Annotated in this window: 15 protein-coding genes; 12 read left to right on the forward strand and 3 right to left on the reverse strand. The window is 61.1% G+C overall.

Going from position 1 to position 15,960, the window contains the following annotated elements:
• Positions 1–52: 52 nt before the first annotated feature.
• From ctaD to AQ621_RS15885, 3 genes are read left to right on the forward strand one after another with little or no spacing between them, the layout of a single operon-like run.
• Positions 53–1,636, forward strand: coding sequence for a cytochrome c oxidase subunit I (gene ctaD, locus AQ621_RS15875; RefSeq protein ID WP_022990453.1), 1,584 nt, complete (start codon positions 53–55; stop codon positions 1,634–1,636).
• 13 nt (positions 1,637–1,649) lie between these two features.
• Complete coding sequence (locus tag AQ621_RS15880; RefSeq protein WP_058342218.1) at positions 1,650–2,249, forward strand: cytochrome c oxidase assembly protein; 600 nt, start codon at positions 1,650–1,652, stop codon at positions 2,247–2,249.
• 16 nt (positions 2,250–2,265) lie between these two features.
• Positions 2,266–3,153, forward strand: a complete 888-nt coding sequence (locus AQ621_RS15885; protein WP_022990455.1) for a cytochrome c oxidase subunit 3 — start codon at positions 2,266–2,268, stop codon at positions 3,151–3,153.
• Positions 3,154–3,161: 8 nt separating this feature from the next.
• Here AQ621_RS15885 and AQ621_RS15890 read toward each other — a convergent pair whose 3' ends face one another.
• Positions 3,162–3,365 carry a twin transmembrane helix small protein gene (locus AQ621_RS15890; RefSeq protein ID WP_058342219.1) on the reverse strand — a complete coding sequence of 68 codons (204 nt, stop codon included), beginning with the start codon at positions 3,363–3,365 and terminating at the stop codon, positions 3,162–3,164.
• Positions 3,366–3,425: 60 nt separating this feature from the next.
• Here AQ621_RS15890 and AQ621_RS15895 point away from each other — a divergent pair, with 60 nt between their 5' ends.
• From AQ621_RS15895 to hrpB, 7 genes are all read left to right on the forward strand, one after another.
• A complete protein-coding gene (locus AQ621_RS15895) occupies positions 3,426–4,121 on the forward strand; it encodes an SURF1 family protein (RefSeq protein WP_058342220.1) in 696 nt (231 codons plus the stop codon).
• Positions 4,122–4,183: 62 nt separating this feature from the next.
• Positions 4,184–4,825 carry a hypothetical protein gene (locus tag AQ621_RS15900; RefSeq protein ID WP_022990458.1) on the forward strand — a complete coding sequence of 214 codons (642 nt, stop codon included), beginning with the start codon at positions 4,184–4,186 and terminating at the stop codon, positions 4,823–4,825.
• A gap of 82 nt (positions 4,826–4,907) precedes the next feature.
• The gene (locus AQ621_RS15905) at positions 4,908–5,981 is read left to right on the forward strand and encodes a COX15/CtaA family protein (RefSeq protein WP_058342470.1); all 1,074 of its coding nucleotides are present in this window, start codon (positions 4,908–4,910) and stop codon (positions 5,979–5,981) included.
• The gene (gene cyoE, locus AQ621_RS15910) at positions 5,978–6,898 is read left to right on the forward strand and encodes a heme o synthase (RefSeq protein ID WP_058342221.1); all 921 of its coding nucleotides are present in this window, start codon (positions 5,978–5,980) and stop codon (positions 6,896–6,898) included. Before AQ621_RS15905 ends, cyoE begins: the two co-directional genes overlap by 4 nt.
• 36 nt (positions 6,899–6,934) lie before the next feature.
• Complete coding sequence (locus AQ621_RS15915; protein ID WP_058342222.1) at positions 6,935–7,600, forward strand: SCO family protein; 666 nt, start codon at positions 6,935–6,937, stop codon at positions 7,598–7,600.
• Positions 7,601–7,692: 92 nt separating this feature from the next.
• Positions 7,693–8,895, forward strand: a complete 1,203-nt coding sequence (locus AQ621_RS15920) for a YbfB/YjiJ family MFS transporter (protein ID WP_058342223.1) — start codon at positions 7,693–7,695, stop codon at positions 8,893–8,895.
• Positions 8,896–9,379: 484 nt separating this feature from the next.
• Positions 9,380–11,854, forward strand: coding sequence for an ATP-dependent helicase HrpB (gene hrpB / locus AQ621_RS15925; protein WP_058342224.1), 2,475 nt, complete (start codon positions 9,380–9,382; stop codon positions 11,852–11,854).
• A 15-nt stretch (positions 11,855–11,869) separates the two neighbouring features.
• Here hrpB and AQ621_RS15930 read toward each other — a convergent pair whose 3' ends face one another.
• A complete protein-coding gene (locus tag AQ621_RS15930) occupies positions 11,870–12,241 on the reverse strand; it encodes a DUF6746 family protein (protein WP_022990464.1) in 372 nt (123 codons plus the stop codon).
• Positions 12,242–12,396: 155 nt separating this feature from the next.
• Between AQ621_RS15930 and AQ621_RS15935 the strand changes: the two genes are divergently transcribed.
• Together AQ621_RS15935 and AQ621_RS15940 are read left to right on the forward strand one after the other, a co-directional pair.
• On the forward strand, positions 12,397–13,215 hold the full coding sequence (locus AQ621_RS15935) for an ATP-grasp domain-containing protein (protein WP_058342225.1): 819 nt from the start codon (positions 12,397–12,399) through the stop codon (positions 13,213–13,215).
• Positions 13,216–13,385: 170 nt separating this feature from the next.
• Complete coding sequence (locus AQ621_RS15940) at positions 13,386–14,561, forward strand: type III PLP-dependent enzyme (RefSeq protein ID WP_058342226.1); 1,176 nt, start codon at positions 13,386–13,388, stop codon at positions 14,559–14,561.
• Positions 14,562–14,748: 187 nt separating this feature from the next.
• Here AQ621_RS15940 and AQ621_RS15945 read toward each other — a convergent pair whose 3' ends face one another.
• Complete coding sequence (locus AQ621_RS15945; protein WP_058342227.1) at positions 14,749–15,951, reverse strand: MFS transporter; 1,203 nt, start codon at positions 15,949–15,951, stop codon at positions 14,749–14,751.
• Between the last annotated feature and the right edge of the window lie 9 nt (positions 15,952–15,960).

Below are 15,960 nucleotides of genomic sequence, written 5' to 3' on the forward strand. Positions count from 1 at the left end.
GCCAGATAACAACAATCACCAGCCATAACAAACGGCGGTAACGGGGGTTTTCATGAGTGCGGTTGCAGATACCCACAGCCAGGAACATCACCACGGCCCGGCCAAAGGCATCAGCCGCTGGCTGCTGACCACCAACCATAAAGACATCGGGTCTATGTACCTGATCTTCAGCTTCGCCATGTTCCTGCTGGGCGGCAGTATGGCGATGGTGATCCGGGCCGAACTGTTCCAGCCCGGCCTGCAGATTGTGCAGCCGGAGTTCTTCAACCAGATGACCACCATGCATGGCCTGATCATGGTGTTCGGCGCGGTGATGCCGGCCTTTGTGGGGCTGGCCAACTGGATGCTGCCGCTGATGATCGGCGCGCCGGATATGGCGCTGCCACGGATGAATAACTGGAGTTTCTGGCTGCTGCCCTGTGCCTTCCTGATCCTGGTGTCGACCCTGTTCATGGAGGGTGGCGCGCCCAACTTTGGCTGGACCTTCTACGCCCCGCTATCAACCACTTACGGGCCCCCGAGTACCACTTTCTTCATCTTTGCCATCCACATTATGGGCGTGTCTTCCATCATGGGCGCCATCAACGTGATTGCCACTATCCTGAACATGCGGGCACCAGGCATGAAGATGATGAAAATGCCCCTGTTTGTCTGGACCTGGCTGATTACCGCCTTCCTGCTGATTGCCGTGATGCCGGTGCTGGCCGGTGCGGTCACCATGATGCTGATGGACATCAACTTCGGCACCAGTTTCTTCGATGCTTCCGGCGGTGGTGACCCGGTGCTGTTCCAGCATGTGTTCTGGTTCTTCGGGCACCCGGAGGTGTACATCATGATCCTGCCGGCGTTCGGGGCTATTTCCCATATCGTACCGGCCTTCTCCCGCAAGCCGCTGTTCGGCTATGCCTCCATGGTGTATGCCGTGGGCGCCATTGCCCTGCTCTCCTTCCTGGTATGGGCGCACCACATGTTTACCGTGGGCATCCCGCTGGCGGGGCAGCTGTTCTTTATGTATGCCACCCTGCTGATTGCCGTGCCCACCGGGGTGAAGGTGTTCAACTGGGTAACCACCATGTTCCGGGGTTCCCTGAGCTTTGAAGCACCCATGCTGTTTGCCGTGGCCTTTATCATCCTCTTTACCATCGGTGGCTTCTCCGGGCTGATGCTGGCCATTGCCCCGGCGGACTTCCAGTACCACGACACCTACTTTGTGGTGGCGCACTTCCACTATGTACTGGTACCCGGTGCCATCTTCGGTATCTTCGCCTCGGCTTACTTCTGGCTGCCCAAGTGGACTGGCCACATGTACGACGAAACCCTGGCCAAGACCCACTTCTGGCTGTCGTTTATCGGCATGAACCTGGCTTTCTTCCCTATGCACTTCCTGGGGCTGGCGGGCATGCCCCGGCGGATTCCGGACTACGCCCTGCAGTTCTCGGACTTCAACATGGTGTCCAGTATCGGGGCCTTCATGTTCGGTGTTACCCAGCTGCTGTTCCTGTTCATTGTCGTCAAGTGCGTGCGCGGTGGCGAAAAGGCCGCGGCCAAGCCGTGGGATGGTGCTGAAGGGCTGGAATGGACGGTGCCTTCGCCGGCGCCCTATCACACTTTCTCTACACCGCCGGAAGTGAAATAACCGGGAGGTCACCATGGCCGAACAGCAACCACAACAGGGCAAGCGCAGTAACAGCCGGGTGATCGCCGGGTGCATGGCTGGCGTGGTGGGCATGTTTGCCTTTGGCTTTGCCCTGGTGCCTTTGTACGACGTCTTCTGTGAAATCACCGGCATTAACGGCAAGACCGGCGGGCGCTATGAAACCGGGGTGTCGAACCAGGTGGACGAGAACCGCACGGTCACCGTGCAGTTCCTGGCCAGCAACGGCCCGGGCATGAGCTGGGAGTTCCGGCCGGTACAGCGGAGTGTGAAGGTGCACCCGGGTGAGGCGGTTACGGTGAACTTCTACGCCGCCAACCCCACCGACCATGCCATGGTGGGGCAGGCGGTACCCAGCCTGTCGCCCTCCGAAGGCACCCTGTATTTTCACAAGACCGAGTGTTTCTGCTTCAACCAGCAGCCCCTGGACGCCGGGGAAAGCGTGGAAATGCCGCTGGTGTTCATTGTCGACCCGGAGCTGCCAGAACATATTACCAAGCTGACCCTGTCTTACACCCTCTACGACCAGGACCCAGAAGCAAGGGTGTCTGGTTCGGCCAGGGCAGGCGCAACAACAACCAACAATAACGGCTAAGCCATCGGAGACAGCTATGGCGGATCACCAGACCTACTACGTTCCCGAACAGAGCAAATGGCCCATCGTTGCCACCGTGGGCCTGGGCGTAACCCTGTATGGCGCAGCGTCAATCATGGTGAACGGCAATCAGGGCGAGAGCACCGGCGGCTCCTGGTTCATGTTCTGGATTGGCGCGCTGATCATGGCCTACATGCTGTTTGGCTGGTTTGGCAGCGTGATCCGCGAAAGCCGGGCCGGCCTGTACAGCGACCAGATGGACCGCTCGTTCCGCTGGGGCATGAGCTGGTTCATTTTCTCGGAAGTCATGTTCTTTGCCGCCTTCTTCGGGGCGCTGTTCTACGTAAGGGTGTTTGTGGTGCCCTGGATTGGCGGTGAAGGCGACAAGGGCAGCACCAACATGCTCTGGGAAGGGTTTCAGGCCAGCTGGCCTCTGATCAACAACCCGGACCCCCAGGTGTATCAGGGCCCGAAAGAAGTGATCGGCCCCTGGGGCCTGCCGCTGATCAACACCATTTTGCTGGTGACCTCATCGTTCACCGTCACCATCGCCCACCACGCCCTGAAAGCCGGTAACCGGGCCAAGGTAAAGCTGTGGCTGGCCGCCACCATTGCCCTGGCGGTGGTGTTCATGTTTGTGCAGGGCTATGAATACGCCCACGCCTATGGCGACCTGGACCTGACCCTGCAATCCGGTATCTATGGCAGCACCTTCTTTATGCTCACCGGTTTCCACGGCGCCCACGTAATGCTGGGTACCCTGATGCTGTTCATCATGCTGGTGCGGATCATCAAGGGGCACTTTACGGAAGACAACCACTTCGGGTTCGAGGCGGCCGCCTGGTACTGGCACTTTGTGGATGTGGTGTGGCTGGGGCTGTTTGTCTTTGTGTATGTAATCTGACGGAGCGGTTACGGCGTGGGGTTCAGGGTCATGTTCCCGGACCAGAGAGCGACCAGGATCAGCGCCAGCAAGAGCACGCTCAGGGCAACCCGGACTGCGAGGGAATTCACCACGCGCCGGGTTTTGCCGCCGTCATGGATCAGGAAAAACAGACCGCTGAACAGGCTGGCCATAACCGCAACGAGCAACACAACGATGGCAATCTTGAGCATGGGAATTCCCGTTATTTTTAGCTTTCACTCACTATAGCAGAGCATGGGTAGACCTGTTTGATGGCTCGCCACTGGCAGTTTGACTGGCGATTACTGGTGTTTTCCGGGTTGTTTCTGCCCCTGCTGATCAGTCTTGGCGTGTGGCAACTGAATCGCGCCGCGGAGAAAACCGCGCTGCTGGAAACCTGGCAGGCAGAGTCGGCCAGCCAGGCCTGGGCAGAACAGTCCGCCGGTGCGCTGAAACCCGGGCAACCGGTGTCGCTCACCGGTTTTTATGGTGAACAGACCTGGCTGCTGGATAACCGTACCCGGGACGGCATCCCCGGCTACGAAGTGTTGACACTGTTCCACCCCCTTGAAGGCCCGCCGGTGGTGGTGAACCGGGGCTGGATACAGGCGCCGCGCACGCGGGAGCAGTTACCGCTGGTAACCACGCCGGAGGATCTGTACACCCTGAATGGCCGGCTGGCGGATTACCCGGAGCCACCCGTGCTGGCAGCTACGGAGCCGGAATCCGGTTCCTGGCCAAGAAGGGTTCAGGCATTGCCGGCAGAGCTGGTGGCCGGGGAGGGCGTTGATCCTGCAGCCATGATTGTTGCCCTGGCCGACAGCCAGCAACCCGGCGCCTACCGGGCCGACCGGGTGCCGGATGTGATGGGCCCGCAGACCCACTACGGATATGCGGCCCAGTGGTTTGCGCTTGCCGTAGCACTGACTATATTGACTGTAGTGGCGAGTTATAAAGTAGCGAGTTAAAAAGTAGCGAGTTATAAAAAGAACAGCGAGACCTCGAAAGAACCGAAAGACAGGAGCCGATAATGACAACGACAACGGCTGATAACGTGACTCCCGGTGTTGAGCCCACCCCCGAACAGACCCGCCGTGGCCGGCGTACCGCACTGTTGCTGTTTGCAGTGGGCTTTGGTCCCATGGTGCTGGCCACTATCATGTTTTATACCGGCTGGCTGAACCCCGCCGGCCATTCCAACCAAGGGCAGTTGCTGCAGCCCGTGGTGCCGGTACAGGCACTGAATCTGGAAACCGGAAGTGGCGTAGCCCTGGCCGACCGGTTTGGGGTAGACCAGCCGGAGGCCAAGTGGCTGATGCTGGTTACCGCCGGCAGCTGCCAGAAGGATTGCGAACAGTTACTGTACCTGGCCCGGCAGGTGAACATTGCCTTGGGCAAGAATGCCCCGAGGGTTGGCCGTGCGGCGTACCTTGCTAGCACCCCGGCAGCACTGGAAGCCCGCTGGAGCGAGGAATACAGCCTGATGGAGCGGCTTCGGGTTGCTCCCGGAGCAACACCGGCCTGGCCTGCAGGCGTGAACCCCGCCAACGAGCCCCGGATTCTGCTGGTCGATCCGTTTGGTAACGTAATGATGCATTACGGAACCGAGCACACCGGCAAACAGATGCTCAAAGACCTTAAACACCTGTTGAAGCTGTCCCAGATTGGCTGATCGGGAGGTCAGGGCCGTGAAACCGGAATTGAACCCCGAGCTGTCTTTGCCTGAGGCGAAAAAGCCATCCGTTGCCAAACCCATGGCCCGCTGGTCCGCTTTTGCCTGCGGCCTGGCGGTGGTGGTAATCATGCTGGGCGCCTGGACCCGGCTGGTGGACGCCGGGCTTGGTTGCCCGGACTGGCCTGGCTGCTATGGCTTTCTGACCGTACCCCAGAGTGAAACCAGCATTGCTATTGCCAATGCCCGCTTTCCGGAAACTCCGGTGGATGTGTCCAAGGGCTGGCCGGAGATGATCCATCGCTATGCCGCCGGTACCCTGGGGCTGGTGGTGTTTGGGCTGGCAATTGCCGCCATCCGGCACCGGAGGGAGCAGTTGCCGTTGCGGCTGCCCCTGTTTATTGCCGGTTTTATTGTACTGCAGGGCGCTTTTGGTATGTGGACGGTCACCCTGAAGCTCTGGCCCCAGGTGGTGGCCCTGCACCTGCTCGGAGGCTTCACGACCCTCAGCATGCTGTTGTTACTGACCCTGCGCCTGCGCAAACGGGCCCGGGGTGAGCCGCCGGCAGTTGCTACTGCTTCATTGTCCCTTGCCCGGCTTCGTCCGTGGCTCTATGGCGGCCTGCTACTGGTGGTGTTGCAGATTGCCCTGGGAGCCTGGACGGCGGCCAACTATGCCGCTGTCGCCTGCACCGACCTGCCCACCTGTCAGGGCCAGTGGTGGCCGGAAGGGATGGATTTCCACCATGGCTTCGACATTGCCCAGCATGTAGGCCCGAATTATCTGGGCGGCCAGCTGACAGCCGACGGCCGGGTGGCCATTCACGTCACTCACCGGTTAGGTGCGCTGATAGTGCTGGTGTATCTGGGTCTCCTGCTGCTCAGGCTATGGCAGCAGCGGGGTGAAAGCCGGCTGGAAAACAGCGTCTTGCTGGTGGCCGGGGCACTGGTGCTACAGATCAGCCTTGGTCTGGCCAACGTCTGGCTGCACATTCCGCTGGCCATTGCGGTCGGCCACAACGCGATGGGGGCGGGCCTGCTGTTGTCCGTCATCCACCTGATCTGGCGGCATCACCAGCTTCCGCAGCCGCAAACATCCAGGGCTGCATCAACAGAATCCCACACAACAACCATAAACCGGGAGGTTACGGCATGAGCGAGCAAGCAAAGGCGCTGCCGGCCCAGCATAGTGCAAAGTCAGTATCGGGCCGGATTTCCTGGCGCGACTACCTGGAGCTGACCAAGCCCCGGGTGGTGGCCCTGATGATCCTGACCTCGGTGATCGGTATGTTGCTGGCGGCGCCGGGGGTGCCGGGCTGGGACATCCTGCTGTTCGGTAACCTGGGCATTGCCTTGCTGGCCGGGGCTGCGGCCGTGGTGAACCACGTAGTGGACCAGAAGATCGACACCGTCATGGCCCGCACCCGCAAGCGTCCTGTAGCCACCGGGCGGATTGCTCCCTTCGATGCCATCCTGTTTGCGGTGATGCTGGCGGCCGCCGGCATGATTGTCCTGATCTGGCAGGTGAACGAACTGACCGCCTGGCTGACCCTGTCATCACTGGTGGGCTATGCCGGCGTATACACCCTGTTCCTGAAACGGGCCACGCCCCAAAACATCACCATCGGCGGCCTGGCTGGTGCCATGCCACCGCTGCTGGGCTGGACCGCAGTCACCGGGCAGGTCGAAGGCCATGCGCTGCTGCTGGTGCTGATCATCTTCGCCTGGACCCCGCCCCACTTCTGGGCCCTGGCCATCCACCGCAAGGAAGAATACGCCAAGGCCGGTATTCCCATGCTGCCGGTAACCCACGGCAACAAGTACACCGAACTGCACATCCTGCTGTACACCCTGATGCTGCTGGCGGTGAGCCTGCTACCTTTTGTCACAGGCATGTCTGGCGGTATTTACCTGATCGGTGCCCTGGCGCTAGGCTTGAGGTTCCTGCAATATGCCATCCGCCTGCTGAAAGGGGATGATCGCCGGGTAGCCCTGAACACCTTCAAATACTCCATCACCTACCTGATGGCGCTGTTTGTGGTGTTACTGGTGGATCACTTCGTCTTTTTCTGAACAGAGGCGGTTGCACTAACCTGAGTTGGAGGCCCCATGGGGCGGTCGTTACGCATTACGCTGTTTGTACTGTTACTGCTTGTTGTACTGATCTTTGGCCTGACCGTCGGCCGGCAGGTGTTCCTCGGCAGCAGCGAACCCGCGCCCGCACCGGATCTGAGCCAGTACAACACCTACGTGTACGACCAGCCCCGTGAACTTGCCGAGTTCACCCTGACCAATGAGCAGGGTGAAACCGTGACCCGGGACAGCCTGAAAGGCCGATGGACCTTTGTGTTTGTGGGCTACACCAACTGCCCGGACATCTGCCCCGCGGCCATGGCAAACCTGCGCCGAACCAACAGCCTGCTGCCGGCGGAACTGCCCCAGCCGGATTACCTGCTGGTGACGGCAGACCCGGAACACGACACCCCGGAAAAGCTCAAAGCCTATACCGGCTTCTTCGGTGAAAACTTCCATGGCCTGACCGGCGACCTGGAGACCCTGCGAGCCGTGGCCAAAAGTGTCAGCGCCGTGTTTGTGCACCGGGAGGTTGATGGCCAGTTGCTGGTGGATCACAGCGGCCACTTCGCCCTGCTGAACCCGGAGGGAAAGCTGCAGGCGCTGATCCAGCCTCCCCACAAGCCGGAAGAACTGGTACAGGCCTACGAGCGGATCTACCAGTGGGCGAAGGCAAACGACCCCCGGGCTTCGGGAGCCTGAGGGGCTTGGGCCAAGGTCCCACTGACAAAACCCGGCGCCTCCCTTACACTGCCCGGCTGTGATACCCAGCCACCAGTAACCGGGCCACACTCATGACATCTTCCCCGACTGCCACTCCGAAACAGCTGTTCACGGTACTGCTGGCCGGCAGCCTGGTGCTGCTGGTGGTGCACACCCTTGGCCGGTTTATCTACACGCCGCTGCTGCCCTACCTGGTGGCGGATAACCAGTTCAGCGCGCCGGACGGCGCCGCGGTCGCCACCTGGAACTATCTGGGCTACCTGATGGGCGCCATGCTGGCCATCCGCTGGCATCGCATCGACCAGATTCGCTTCATGCTGCCACTGTTCCTGGCCGTGCATGTACTCACCACCCTGATCATGACCCAGACCGACAACCTCACGGTCATCTCCACCACCCGCTGGCTCAACGGCGTGGCTAACGGCGTGGTGTTTGTGCAGGCCCCGGCGCTGATCCTGGAATGGCTGGTCCTGCGCAACCGCGCCACCATGAGTGGACTGGTGTACATCGGCGTCGGTGCCGGCCTGCTGGTATCCAGCGGCCTGGTGTCCGGCACGGCGGGTTTCCTCGAGGGTGCCCAGCGATGGTGGCCGGCGGCAGTGGTGTCCATCCCGCTGGCCTGGTGGGGTGTCATGCAGCTGCGCAAGCTGGATGTGCCGGTGCGGGAACACGATGATTCAGGCCAGGCCATCACCAACACCCCCCTGATCGACCGCGCCAGCATCCCGCTGTTTCTCTCATACGCCGGCGCCGGCCTGGGCTACATCCTGCCCATGACCTTCCTGCCGCTGCTGGCAAAAATCGAATTGCCGGATGGCCACTTCCTGCAGGATGGCACCTGGATGCTGGTCGCCCTGTTCACCATCCCCGCGCCCTGGCTCTGGAACAAACTCGGCGCCATCATGGGCGACCTGCCGGCGCTGCGGTTGAATTTCATCATACAGTTGGCCGGTGTCCTGGCTGCCGTGCTCTGGCCCGGGGCCATTGGTCTGGTGCTGTGCGCGGTCCTGGTCGGAGGCACCTTCCTGGGCACAGTGCTCCTTACCCAGCGCATCGGCCGCGCCCTCCATCCCCACCAGGGCCCGCGCTTGTCCGCAGCCATGGTAGCCCTCTACGGCTTCACCCAGATGGTGGGGCCGTGGCTCACCAAGCAGTGGCTCGACTCCGGTGGTACCCTGGTTTCGGCTTTTGGTATCGGTGTCGCGGCCCTGGTGTTTGGCCTCGTGTTCGCGTTCTTCGTGCCCCGGCCTGAGGTGTGGCATTCCCGCCATTGAGTTTGGGGCGGGTTTGGGCTCCCAGACTGTTGGTTGCGGGGGATTGATCGGGGTGGTGGGGTATTTTTTGCCTTGGAAATGAAACTCGCTGCGCTCAGACATTCATTTCCGGCGGAAAAAAATACCCCACCACCCCGCTCTAGCTGACCACGGCGGTTCCGCTGGTTTGAAAAACTGTTTGGTTGAAAAGCTCAGAGCTGATGGTTTTCGGTAGCACTTTGAGATTGATACTGGTTTGTTTCCAAGGGTGTTTGACTAATAGCAGGCGAACCTGACCTGACTGGTTAAAAGGTCAAACAGCTTAACCTCAGACAGACCATGGTAACCTCTTGAGATACCCTAAAAGTTACGCAAGGTGTGGGGGGTGTTTTAATTTTTTGGTCGAATAAAGGTGTCTGAGCGCAGCGAGTTCTTTTTCGGCCAAAAAATTAAAACACCCCCCGCGCCACCCCCCGAAACAAACAGGCTAAACCCAACCCAAAACATGCCCCCGATAGAACACATACTCCCAGAGCTAAAACAAACCCTGAACGAGGGAACCACAGCCCTGCTGCAGGCCCCACCGGGCGCCGGTAAAACGACGAGGGTGCCGCTGGCTTTGTTGGATGCCCCGTGGCGGGACAACCGGAAGATCCTGATGCTGGAGCCCCGGCGGCTGGCGGCCCGTTCGGCGGCCCGGTATATGGCGAAGCAGTTGGGGGAAGCGCCGGGGCAGACGGTGGGGTATCGGACCCGGCTGGATACCAAGGTATCCGGGGCCACGCAGATTGAGGTGGTTACCGAAGGCATTCTCACGCGCCTGATTCAGAACGACCCGATGCTGGAAGGCTATGCCGCGGTGTTGTTTGATGAGTTTCATGAGCGGTCGTTACAGGCTGATCTGGGCCTGGCTCTGGTGCGGGAGAGCCAGCAGGCGTTGCGGGAGGATCTTCGGTTGCTGGTGATGTCGGCCACGCTGGACACCGCGCCCATTGCCCGGGTGCTGGGGGATGTACCGGTGATTACTTCGGAGGGGCGGGCGTTTCCGGTGGAGGTGGCGTATCGGCCCTTGCCCCGCAATGGCCGGGTTGTGGACCAGGTGGTGGCGGTGGTTCAGGAGGCGCTTCGGGATCAGATCGGTTCCCTGCTGGTGTTTCTGCCCGGGGCTGGCGAGATTCGGCGGGTGGCGCAGCAGTTGGCGGGGCAGTTGCCGGATAACCTGGTGCTAGCGCCGCTGTATGGCAATTTGAAATCCGAGGAACAGGATCGGGCGATTTCACCGGCGCCAGAGGGAACCCGCAAGATTGTGCTGGCCACGGCCATTGCCGAGACAAGTCTGACCATTGAAGGCGTGCGGGTGGTGATTGATGCCGGCCAGCAGCGCCGGGCGGTGTTTGATCCGAACAGCGGGATGACGCGGCTGGTCACCGGCCGGGTGTCGAAGGCTTCTGCCGAGCAGCGTAAAGGCCGGGCCGGGCGGGTTGAGCCGGGGGTATGTTACCGGTTGTGGAGTGAATCAGAGCAGTTCGGGCTGGCGGATTACACGCCGCCGGAAATCCAGCAGGCGGACCTGGCACCGCTGGTGCTGGAGCTGGCCCAGTGGGGTGCCCGGTCGCCGGAGCAGGTGGCCTGGATTGATGCGCCGCCGAACGCGCACTGGCAGCAGGCGGTGGAGTTATTGCAGTGGCTGGATTTGCTGGATGCCGAGGGTGCCATTACCGACCATGGTAAGGCCGCCCGAGAGTTGGGCCTGCATCCGCGGCTTGCCCATATGGTGATCAAGGGCCGTGCACTGGGTCTGGATCAGTTGGCGGCAGAACTGGCGGCGTTGCTGGAAGAGCGGGATTTGCTGGGGCCGGGCTCGGGGGCCGATCTGCATGAGCGGATTCGGGTGCTGCGGGGCGAGCGCGGTCACCGGGGGCTGGATCCGGCTCGGTTGAAAGCGGTTCAGCAGGCGGCGAAGCGGCTGTGTCGGGGCCAGTTTGTGCAGGAGCTACCGGCAGAAACCGATGTCGGCCGGGTGCTTGCCCAGGCCTATCCGGACCGTATTGCCCGCCGCCGGCCGGGCACAACGCCTCGTTACCAGCTCAGTAACGGTAAGGGCGCAGTATTGCGGGATGAAGACCCTCTCGCCCGGCAGGAGTGGCTGGTGGCGGCGGATCTGGATGGCAAGGCCCGGGAAGCAACCATCTATCTGGCCGCAACGGTGGACCTGGTGGATCTGGAGCAGGACCTTGCCGCCCACATTGAAGAGCAGGAAGAAGCGCTCTGGGATGACAAGCGCGGCACCGTGGTGGCCAGGAAGGTCCGCAAACTCGGTGCCCTGATACTGGCGGAGAAGCCCCTGCAACAGGTAGCCCCGGAACTGATCCAGCAGGGTTTGCTGGATGCGGTGCGCCGCAAGGGGCTGGACAGCCTGCCCTGGAACCCGGGCGCCCGCCAGTGGGTTGCCCGGGTGCGATTGCTGGCGGCTCAGTTTCCCGGCGACTGGCCGGAGGTGAGCGACAGCGCCTTGCTGGAGACCCTGGAAATCTGGCTGGGCCCTTTCATGGCAGGGGCGAAGCGCTGGTCAGACCTGGCCAGCATCAACCTCGTCCAGGCCCTGAATTCTCTGCTGGATTACCCGCAGCAACAACAACTGGATGAATTGGCCCCGAAAGCCCTGACCATTCCCACCGGCCAGAACGTGACCCTGGATTACAGTGCCGACAACGGCCCGGTGCTGGCGGCCAAGCTGCAGGCCCTGTTTGGCTGGACGGAAACTCCGAAAGTGGCCCGCGGCCGGGTGCCGGTGGTGATTCACCTGCTGTCACCGGCTCAGCGGCCGCTGGCGGTAACGGCGGACCTGGCCAGTTTCTGGCAGAACGCCTACCCGGAAGTACGCAAGGAACTGCGGGGCCGCTACCCCAAACATCCCTGGCCGGAAGACCCGCTTACCGCCCAGGCCCAGCAGGGCACGAAAAAGCGCCCGGCCAGATGAGCCTGGCCGTAACGGTTATTTCACGATGGTGCGGCTCTTTTCCAGGTACACCGCGCCTTCCTGCTTCACGGTATCCGGGTCGGCGCGCTCGGAAGCCTTGTGGACCAGCTCCAGACGCTCGGCAATGTCTTCCAGCTCGTCATCCATTTTGCCCAGGGCATTTTCCAGGGTGTAGGTGAGCTGGTGCACTTCGTTCATGGCTTCCGGGGTCAGCTCGCCGGCAAGTACTTTTTCCAGCCGGTTGTTGTACTCGGATAGGTTGGCAACCGCCTGTTCGAGGGTTTTTGAAGGTTCGCCCTTGTAATGCTCGTAGTCGTCATCTGCGAATGCGAGAGCGGCGAACAGAAGGGCAGCAGCGGCTGCGGCAATTTGCAGGGTGGTTTTCATGGAGCATCCTCTTCACTGTTAAACGTTAATGCGAATTATTACCAATAATATCTGGGCGTGCAACAGGAATTCGTGCACAAACGGAAAAATACCGCTTGCCAGTGGCCGGAAGCTGTATAAAATGCCGCCATTCTCCACCCTGTGCGGCGATAACCATGCACTTTGTTTCTTTCAACGTGTTCCGTACTCTCGGCTTTCCGGACACCACAGTTCTCAAACCTGAACATTTTTTGCGCCACAAGCCTTTGCTGCAGGAAGCAGACTGGGTGTTGTTCCCCGAATACTGGCAGCTCAGTGCCCTGGTGCACGGCCTGAAATGCCGGGTTTTCCCCAGCGTGGCCAGCTACCGTATCGGCCACGACAAAGTAGAAATGACCCGGGCCTTCCAGACCGTGGCCCCCGAGCACACGCCCTGGACCCTTATTGAGGCCAATGGCCCCCAGGAGCGGGAGATGCTGTGGGATGCCATGGCCCTGCCCTTTGTGGCCAAGCTGCCCAAGGCGAGCATGGGTGAAGGCGTTTGGCTGATCGAGTCCCGGGCAGACTGGCTGAAGTATTGTGAACGTGCCGATGTGCTCTATGTGCAAGAGTACCTGCCGATCGACCGGGATGTGCGGGTGGTGATCGTGGGCGACCAGGTCGTCACCGCCTACTGGCGCACCCAGGCCGAACAGGGCTTCTATAACAATGTGGCCAGGGGTGGGCAGATTGTCACCGGTGACGTGCCTGCGGCGGCTATCGAGCTGGCCCTGCGCCTGGCCCGGGAGTTGGAAGTAGACCACGCAGGCTTTGATATCGCGCTGGTCGAGGGCTACCCCTATGTACTGGAATTCAACCGCCTGTTCGGCAACCAGGGCCTGGGCCAGGGCAGTGACCTGAAAGACGCAATCCTGGATTACCTGCAGCGCCAGAGTTGCCCCCAGGACCCGGATGGCCCGACCGAACCGACCCCGCTTTGGCCGGTGGCGGTGTAGGCAAAAATTCTGTGCCGGACGTCCGGTTCCCGTTGCCGGATTTATGGGTACATATGCGCATTTGTGGTGATCAGAAAAAAGCCTGATGATCGCGACATTCACGGGTAGCACGGCGAGTCTGTGCTACCCTTTTTTTATGCCCGTTCACCCTGTGGAGGGACACACCACCCATGAACCAGACCCCCAACGCCGATATCGCCGATTACTACAGCGCCGAGACGTTCAAGCGGATCAAGGACTTTGCCGATGGCAAGGAAACCCCATTTGTGGTGATCGACACCCAGACCATCGAACGCCAGTACGATGAGCTGATCGACGGTTTCCCCTGCGCAAGCGTCTACTATGCGGTGAAGGCCAACCCGGCCCCGCAGATTCTGACCATGCTGCGGGACAAGGGTGCCAATTTCGATATCGCGTCGGTGTATGAGCTGGACAAGGTCATGGGGCTGGGTGTCACCGGCGACCGCATCAGCTACGGCAACACCATCAAAAAGGCGAGGGACATTCGCACCTTCTACGAGAAGGGTGTGCGTCTGTATGCCACCGACTCCGAAGCAGACCTGCGCAACATTGCCAAGGCGGCCCCGGGTTCGAAGGTGTATGTGCGTATCCTGACGGAAGGTACCCTGACGGCCGACTGGCCACTGTCCCGCAAGTTCGGCTGCCAGACCGATATGGCCATGGACCTGCTGATCCTGGCCCGGGATCTGGGCCTGGTGCCTTATGGCGTGTCGTTCCATGTCGGTTCCCAGCAGCGGGAAATCGGCGCCTGGGATGCGGCGCTGAACAAGGTGAAGGTGATCTTCGAGCGCCTGAAGGAAGAAGATGGCATCGAGTTGAAGATGATCAACATGGGCGGCGGTTTTCCGGCCAATTACCTGACCCGTACCAACGAGCTGAGTGTCTATGCCCGGGAGATCCTGCGTTTTCTGCAGGAGGATTTCGGTGAGGAGCTGCCGGAGATCATTATCGAGCCGGGGCGCTCGCTGATTTCGAACGCCGGGGTGCTGGTGAGTGAGGTGGTGCTGATTTCACGCAAGTCCCGCACGGCGCTGCACCGATGGGTGTTTACCGATGTGGGCAAGTTTTCAGGCCTGATCGAGACACTGGATGAGTCGATCAAGTTTCCGATCTGGACCGAGAAGACCGGCGAGGGCGAGGACTGTGTGATTGCCGGGCCGACGTGTGACAGTGCCGACATTATGTATGAGCACCATAAGTATCCGTTGCCTTTGAACCTGGCGATTGGGGACCGGATGTACTGGCTGTCTACGGGGGCTTATACCACCACTTACAGTGCCATCGAGTTTAACGGGTTTCCTCCGTTGAAGGACTACTACATCTAAGTTCGGAGTCTGGCTCCGCTTTATTTCGGAGTCCAGCCGCAGGGCGGGGGTGAGATTTCCTCTGGAAAAAACAACTCGCTTCGCTCAGACATCTTTTTTCCGGCGGAAAGCTCACCCCCGCCCCACGGCTTGCTAGCTCTTTGCGGGGAGCCGGCACGGCTGTTGGATATTGGAAGGAAACAAAGGATCAGCTTTCGGGCTGGTCCTTTTTTCGTTCCAGGTCCAGGGTGAAGGCCAGGGGCAGGACCAGCACGCTGTAGGCGATCATGGTGATGATGGCGTGTCTGGGGTCGCCGGTGGTGTCGGCGATGAGGCCGCCGAGCATGGGCACGCAGAAGCCCATGGTGTAGCCCACCAGGAAGGTGCCTGCGGAGAGGCGGCCGGTTTCGGCGGAGCTGACCAGGAGCGGTGGCAGGGCGACGAGCAGGATCAGGAGGATGCCGGCGACGAAGCTCATGACGGTGGCGCTGGCGATGAACCACCAGCCTTCCAGGAACACGGTGCCGGTGGTGCCGAGGATGCTGAGGGCCGCGGTTATGACGATGGTGGTGCGGCTGCCTACCCAGCGGCGGGCCATTTTGAGCACGACCAGGGAGGCGAATACCTGGGCAATGTTGTACCAGAACAGGGCTTCGGAGAGCATGCTGATTTTGCCCTGCTGCTCCAGCAGATTGCCCATGTAGGCATTGAGGCCGAAGAACATGGAGCCGGACAGGCCCAGTAGCAGGCCAATGCGCAGGGTAAGCGGGTTTTTCCAGTCTGGCAGCCAGGCGGCGCGGCGTACCGGGCGGGCCATGTCCCGTTTGGGCAGGAACAGGGCGGCGGCCACCAGCAGTGCCGGTAGCGACCATACCAGCAGGGTGGCACGCCAGCTGTTGTCCAATAGCGGCATGAGTACCGGCAGGGTGATGCCGGCGCCGATGAATTCACCCATCAGCATGCCGTTCATGTAGATGGCAGAGCCCATGGCAATGTGGTGGGGTTCCAGCCAGCGTGGTAACAGTGCCGGCAGTGCCGGTTGCATCATGGCAACGCCCAGCCCCATCACGGCGCTGGCGAGCATCAGGGTGAAGGTGTCGGGCACCAGGCCCCGGCCGGCGGAACCGATCACCATAATAACCATGGCCATGGCCAGGGTGTTTCGGGGGCCGATGCGGGAGATCGACAGGGAGCCGGGCATGGCGCCGATGGCGAGCATCAGGATGGGCAGGGTGGTCAGGGCGCCGGTGAGGGCCTGGCTCAGGGCCAGCTCGTCAGCAATAAATGGCGCGAGGGGCGGGGCGACCAGTATAGGTACCCGGAGGTAAACACCGGCCAGCCAAAGCAGCACCGCCACCGGCAGCAACCTGGCTGGCGGTGGCGGTGTGGTCGCGGCGGAGTTGCTTGCCACGATGGTGCG

It is taken from the genome of Marinobacter sp. P4B1 (genome assembly GCF_001447135.1).
Classification (GTDB): domain Bacteria; phylum Pseudomonadota; class Gammaproteobacteria; order Pseudomonadales; family Oleiphilaceae; genus Marinobacter; species Marinobacter vinifirmus.

Excerpts from the sequence above, each read along its gene's own strand:
- AQ621_RS15885 (WP_022990455.1), top strand. The coding sequence starts at position 2,266 with ATGGCGGATCACCAGACCTACTACGTTCCCGAACAGAGCAAATGGCCC.
- AQ621_RS15905 (WP_058342470.1), top strand. The coding sequence starts at position 4,908 with ATGGCCCGCTGGTCCGCTTTTGCCTGCGGCCTGGCGGTGGTGGTAATC.
- cyoE (WP_058342221.1), top strand. The coding sequence starts at position 5,978 with ATGAGCGAGCAAGCAAAGGCGCTGCCGGCCCAGCATAGTGCAAAGTCA.
- AQ621_RS15895 (WP_058342220.1), top strand. The coding sequence starts at position 3,426 with ATGGCTCGCCACTGGCAGTTTGACTGGCGATTACTGGTGTTTTCCGGG.
- AQ621_RS15915 (WP_058342222.1), top strand. The coding sequence starts at position 6,935 with ATGGGGCGGTCGTTACGCATTACGCTGTTTGTACTGTTACTGCTTGTT.
- AQ621_RS15900 (WP_022990458.1), top strand. The coding sequence starts at position 4,184 with ATGACAACGACAACGGCTGATAACGTGACTCCCGGTGTTGAGCCCACC.
- hrpB (WP_058342224.1), top strand. The coding sequence starts at position 9,380 with ATGCCCCCGATAGAACACATACTCCCAGAGCTAAAACAAACCCTGAAC.
- AQ621_RS15940 (WP_058342226.1), top strand. The coding sequence starts at position 13,386 with ATGAACCAGACCCCCAACGCCGATATCGCCGATTACTACAGCGCCGAG.
- ctaD (WP_022990453.1), top strand. The coding sequence starts at position 53 with ATGAGTGCGGTTGCAGATACCCACAGCCAGGAACATCACCACGGCCCG.
- AQ621_RS15935 (WP_058342225.1), top strand. The coding sequence starts at position 12,397 with ATGCACTTTGTTTCTTTCAACGTGTTCCGTACTCTCGGCTTTCCGGAC.
- AQ621_RS15890 (WP_058342219.1), bottom strand. The coding sequence starts at position 3,365 with ATGCTCAAGATTGCCATCGTTGTGTTGCTCGTTGCGGTTATGGCCAGC.
- AQ621_RS15920 (WP_058342223.1), top strand. The coding sequence starts at position 7,693 with ATGACATCTTCCCCGACTGCCACTCCGAAACAGCTGTTCACGGTACTG.
- AQ621_RS15880 (WP_058342218.1), top strand. The coding sequence starts at position 1,650 with ATGGCCGAACAGCAACCACAACAGGGCAAGCGCAGTAACAGCCGGGTG.
- AQ621_RS15930 (WP_022990464.1), bottom strand. The coding sequence starts at position 12,241 with ATGAAAACCACCCTGCAAATTGCCGCAGCCGCTGCTGCCCTTCTGTTC.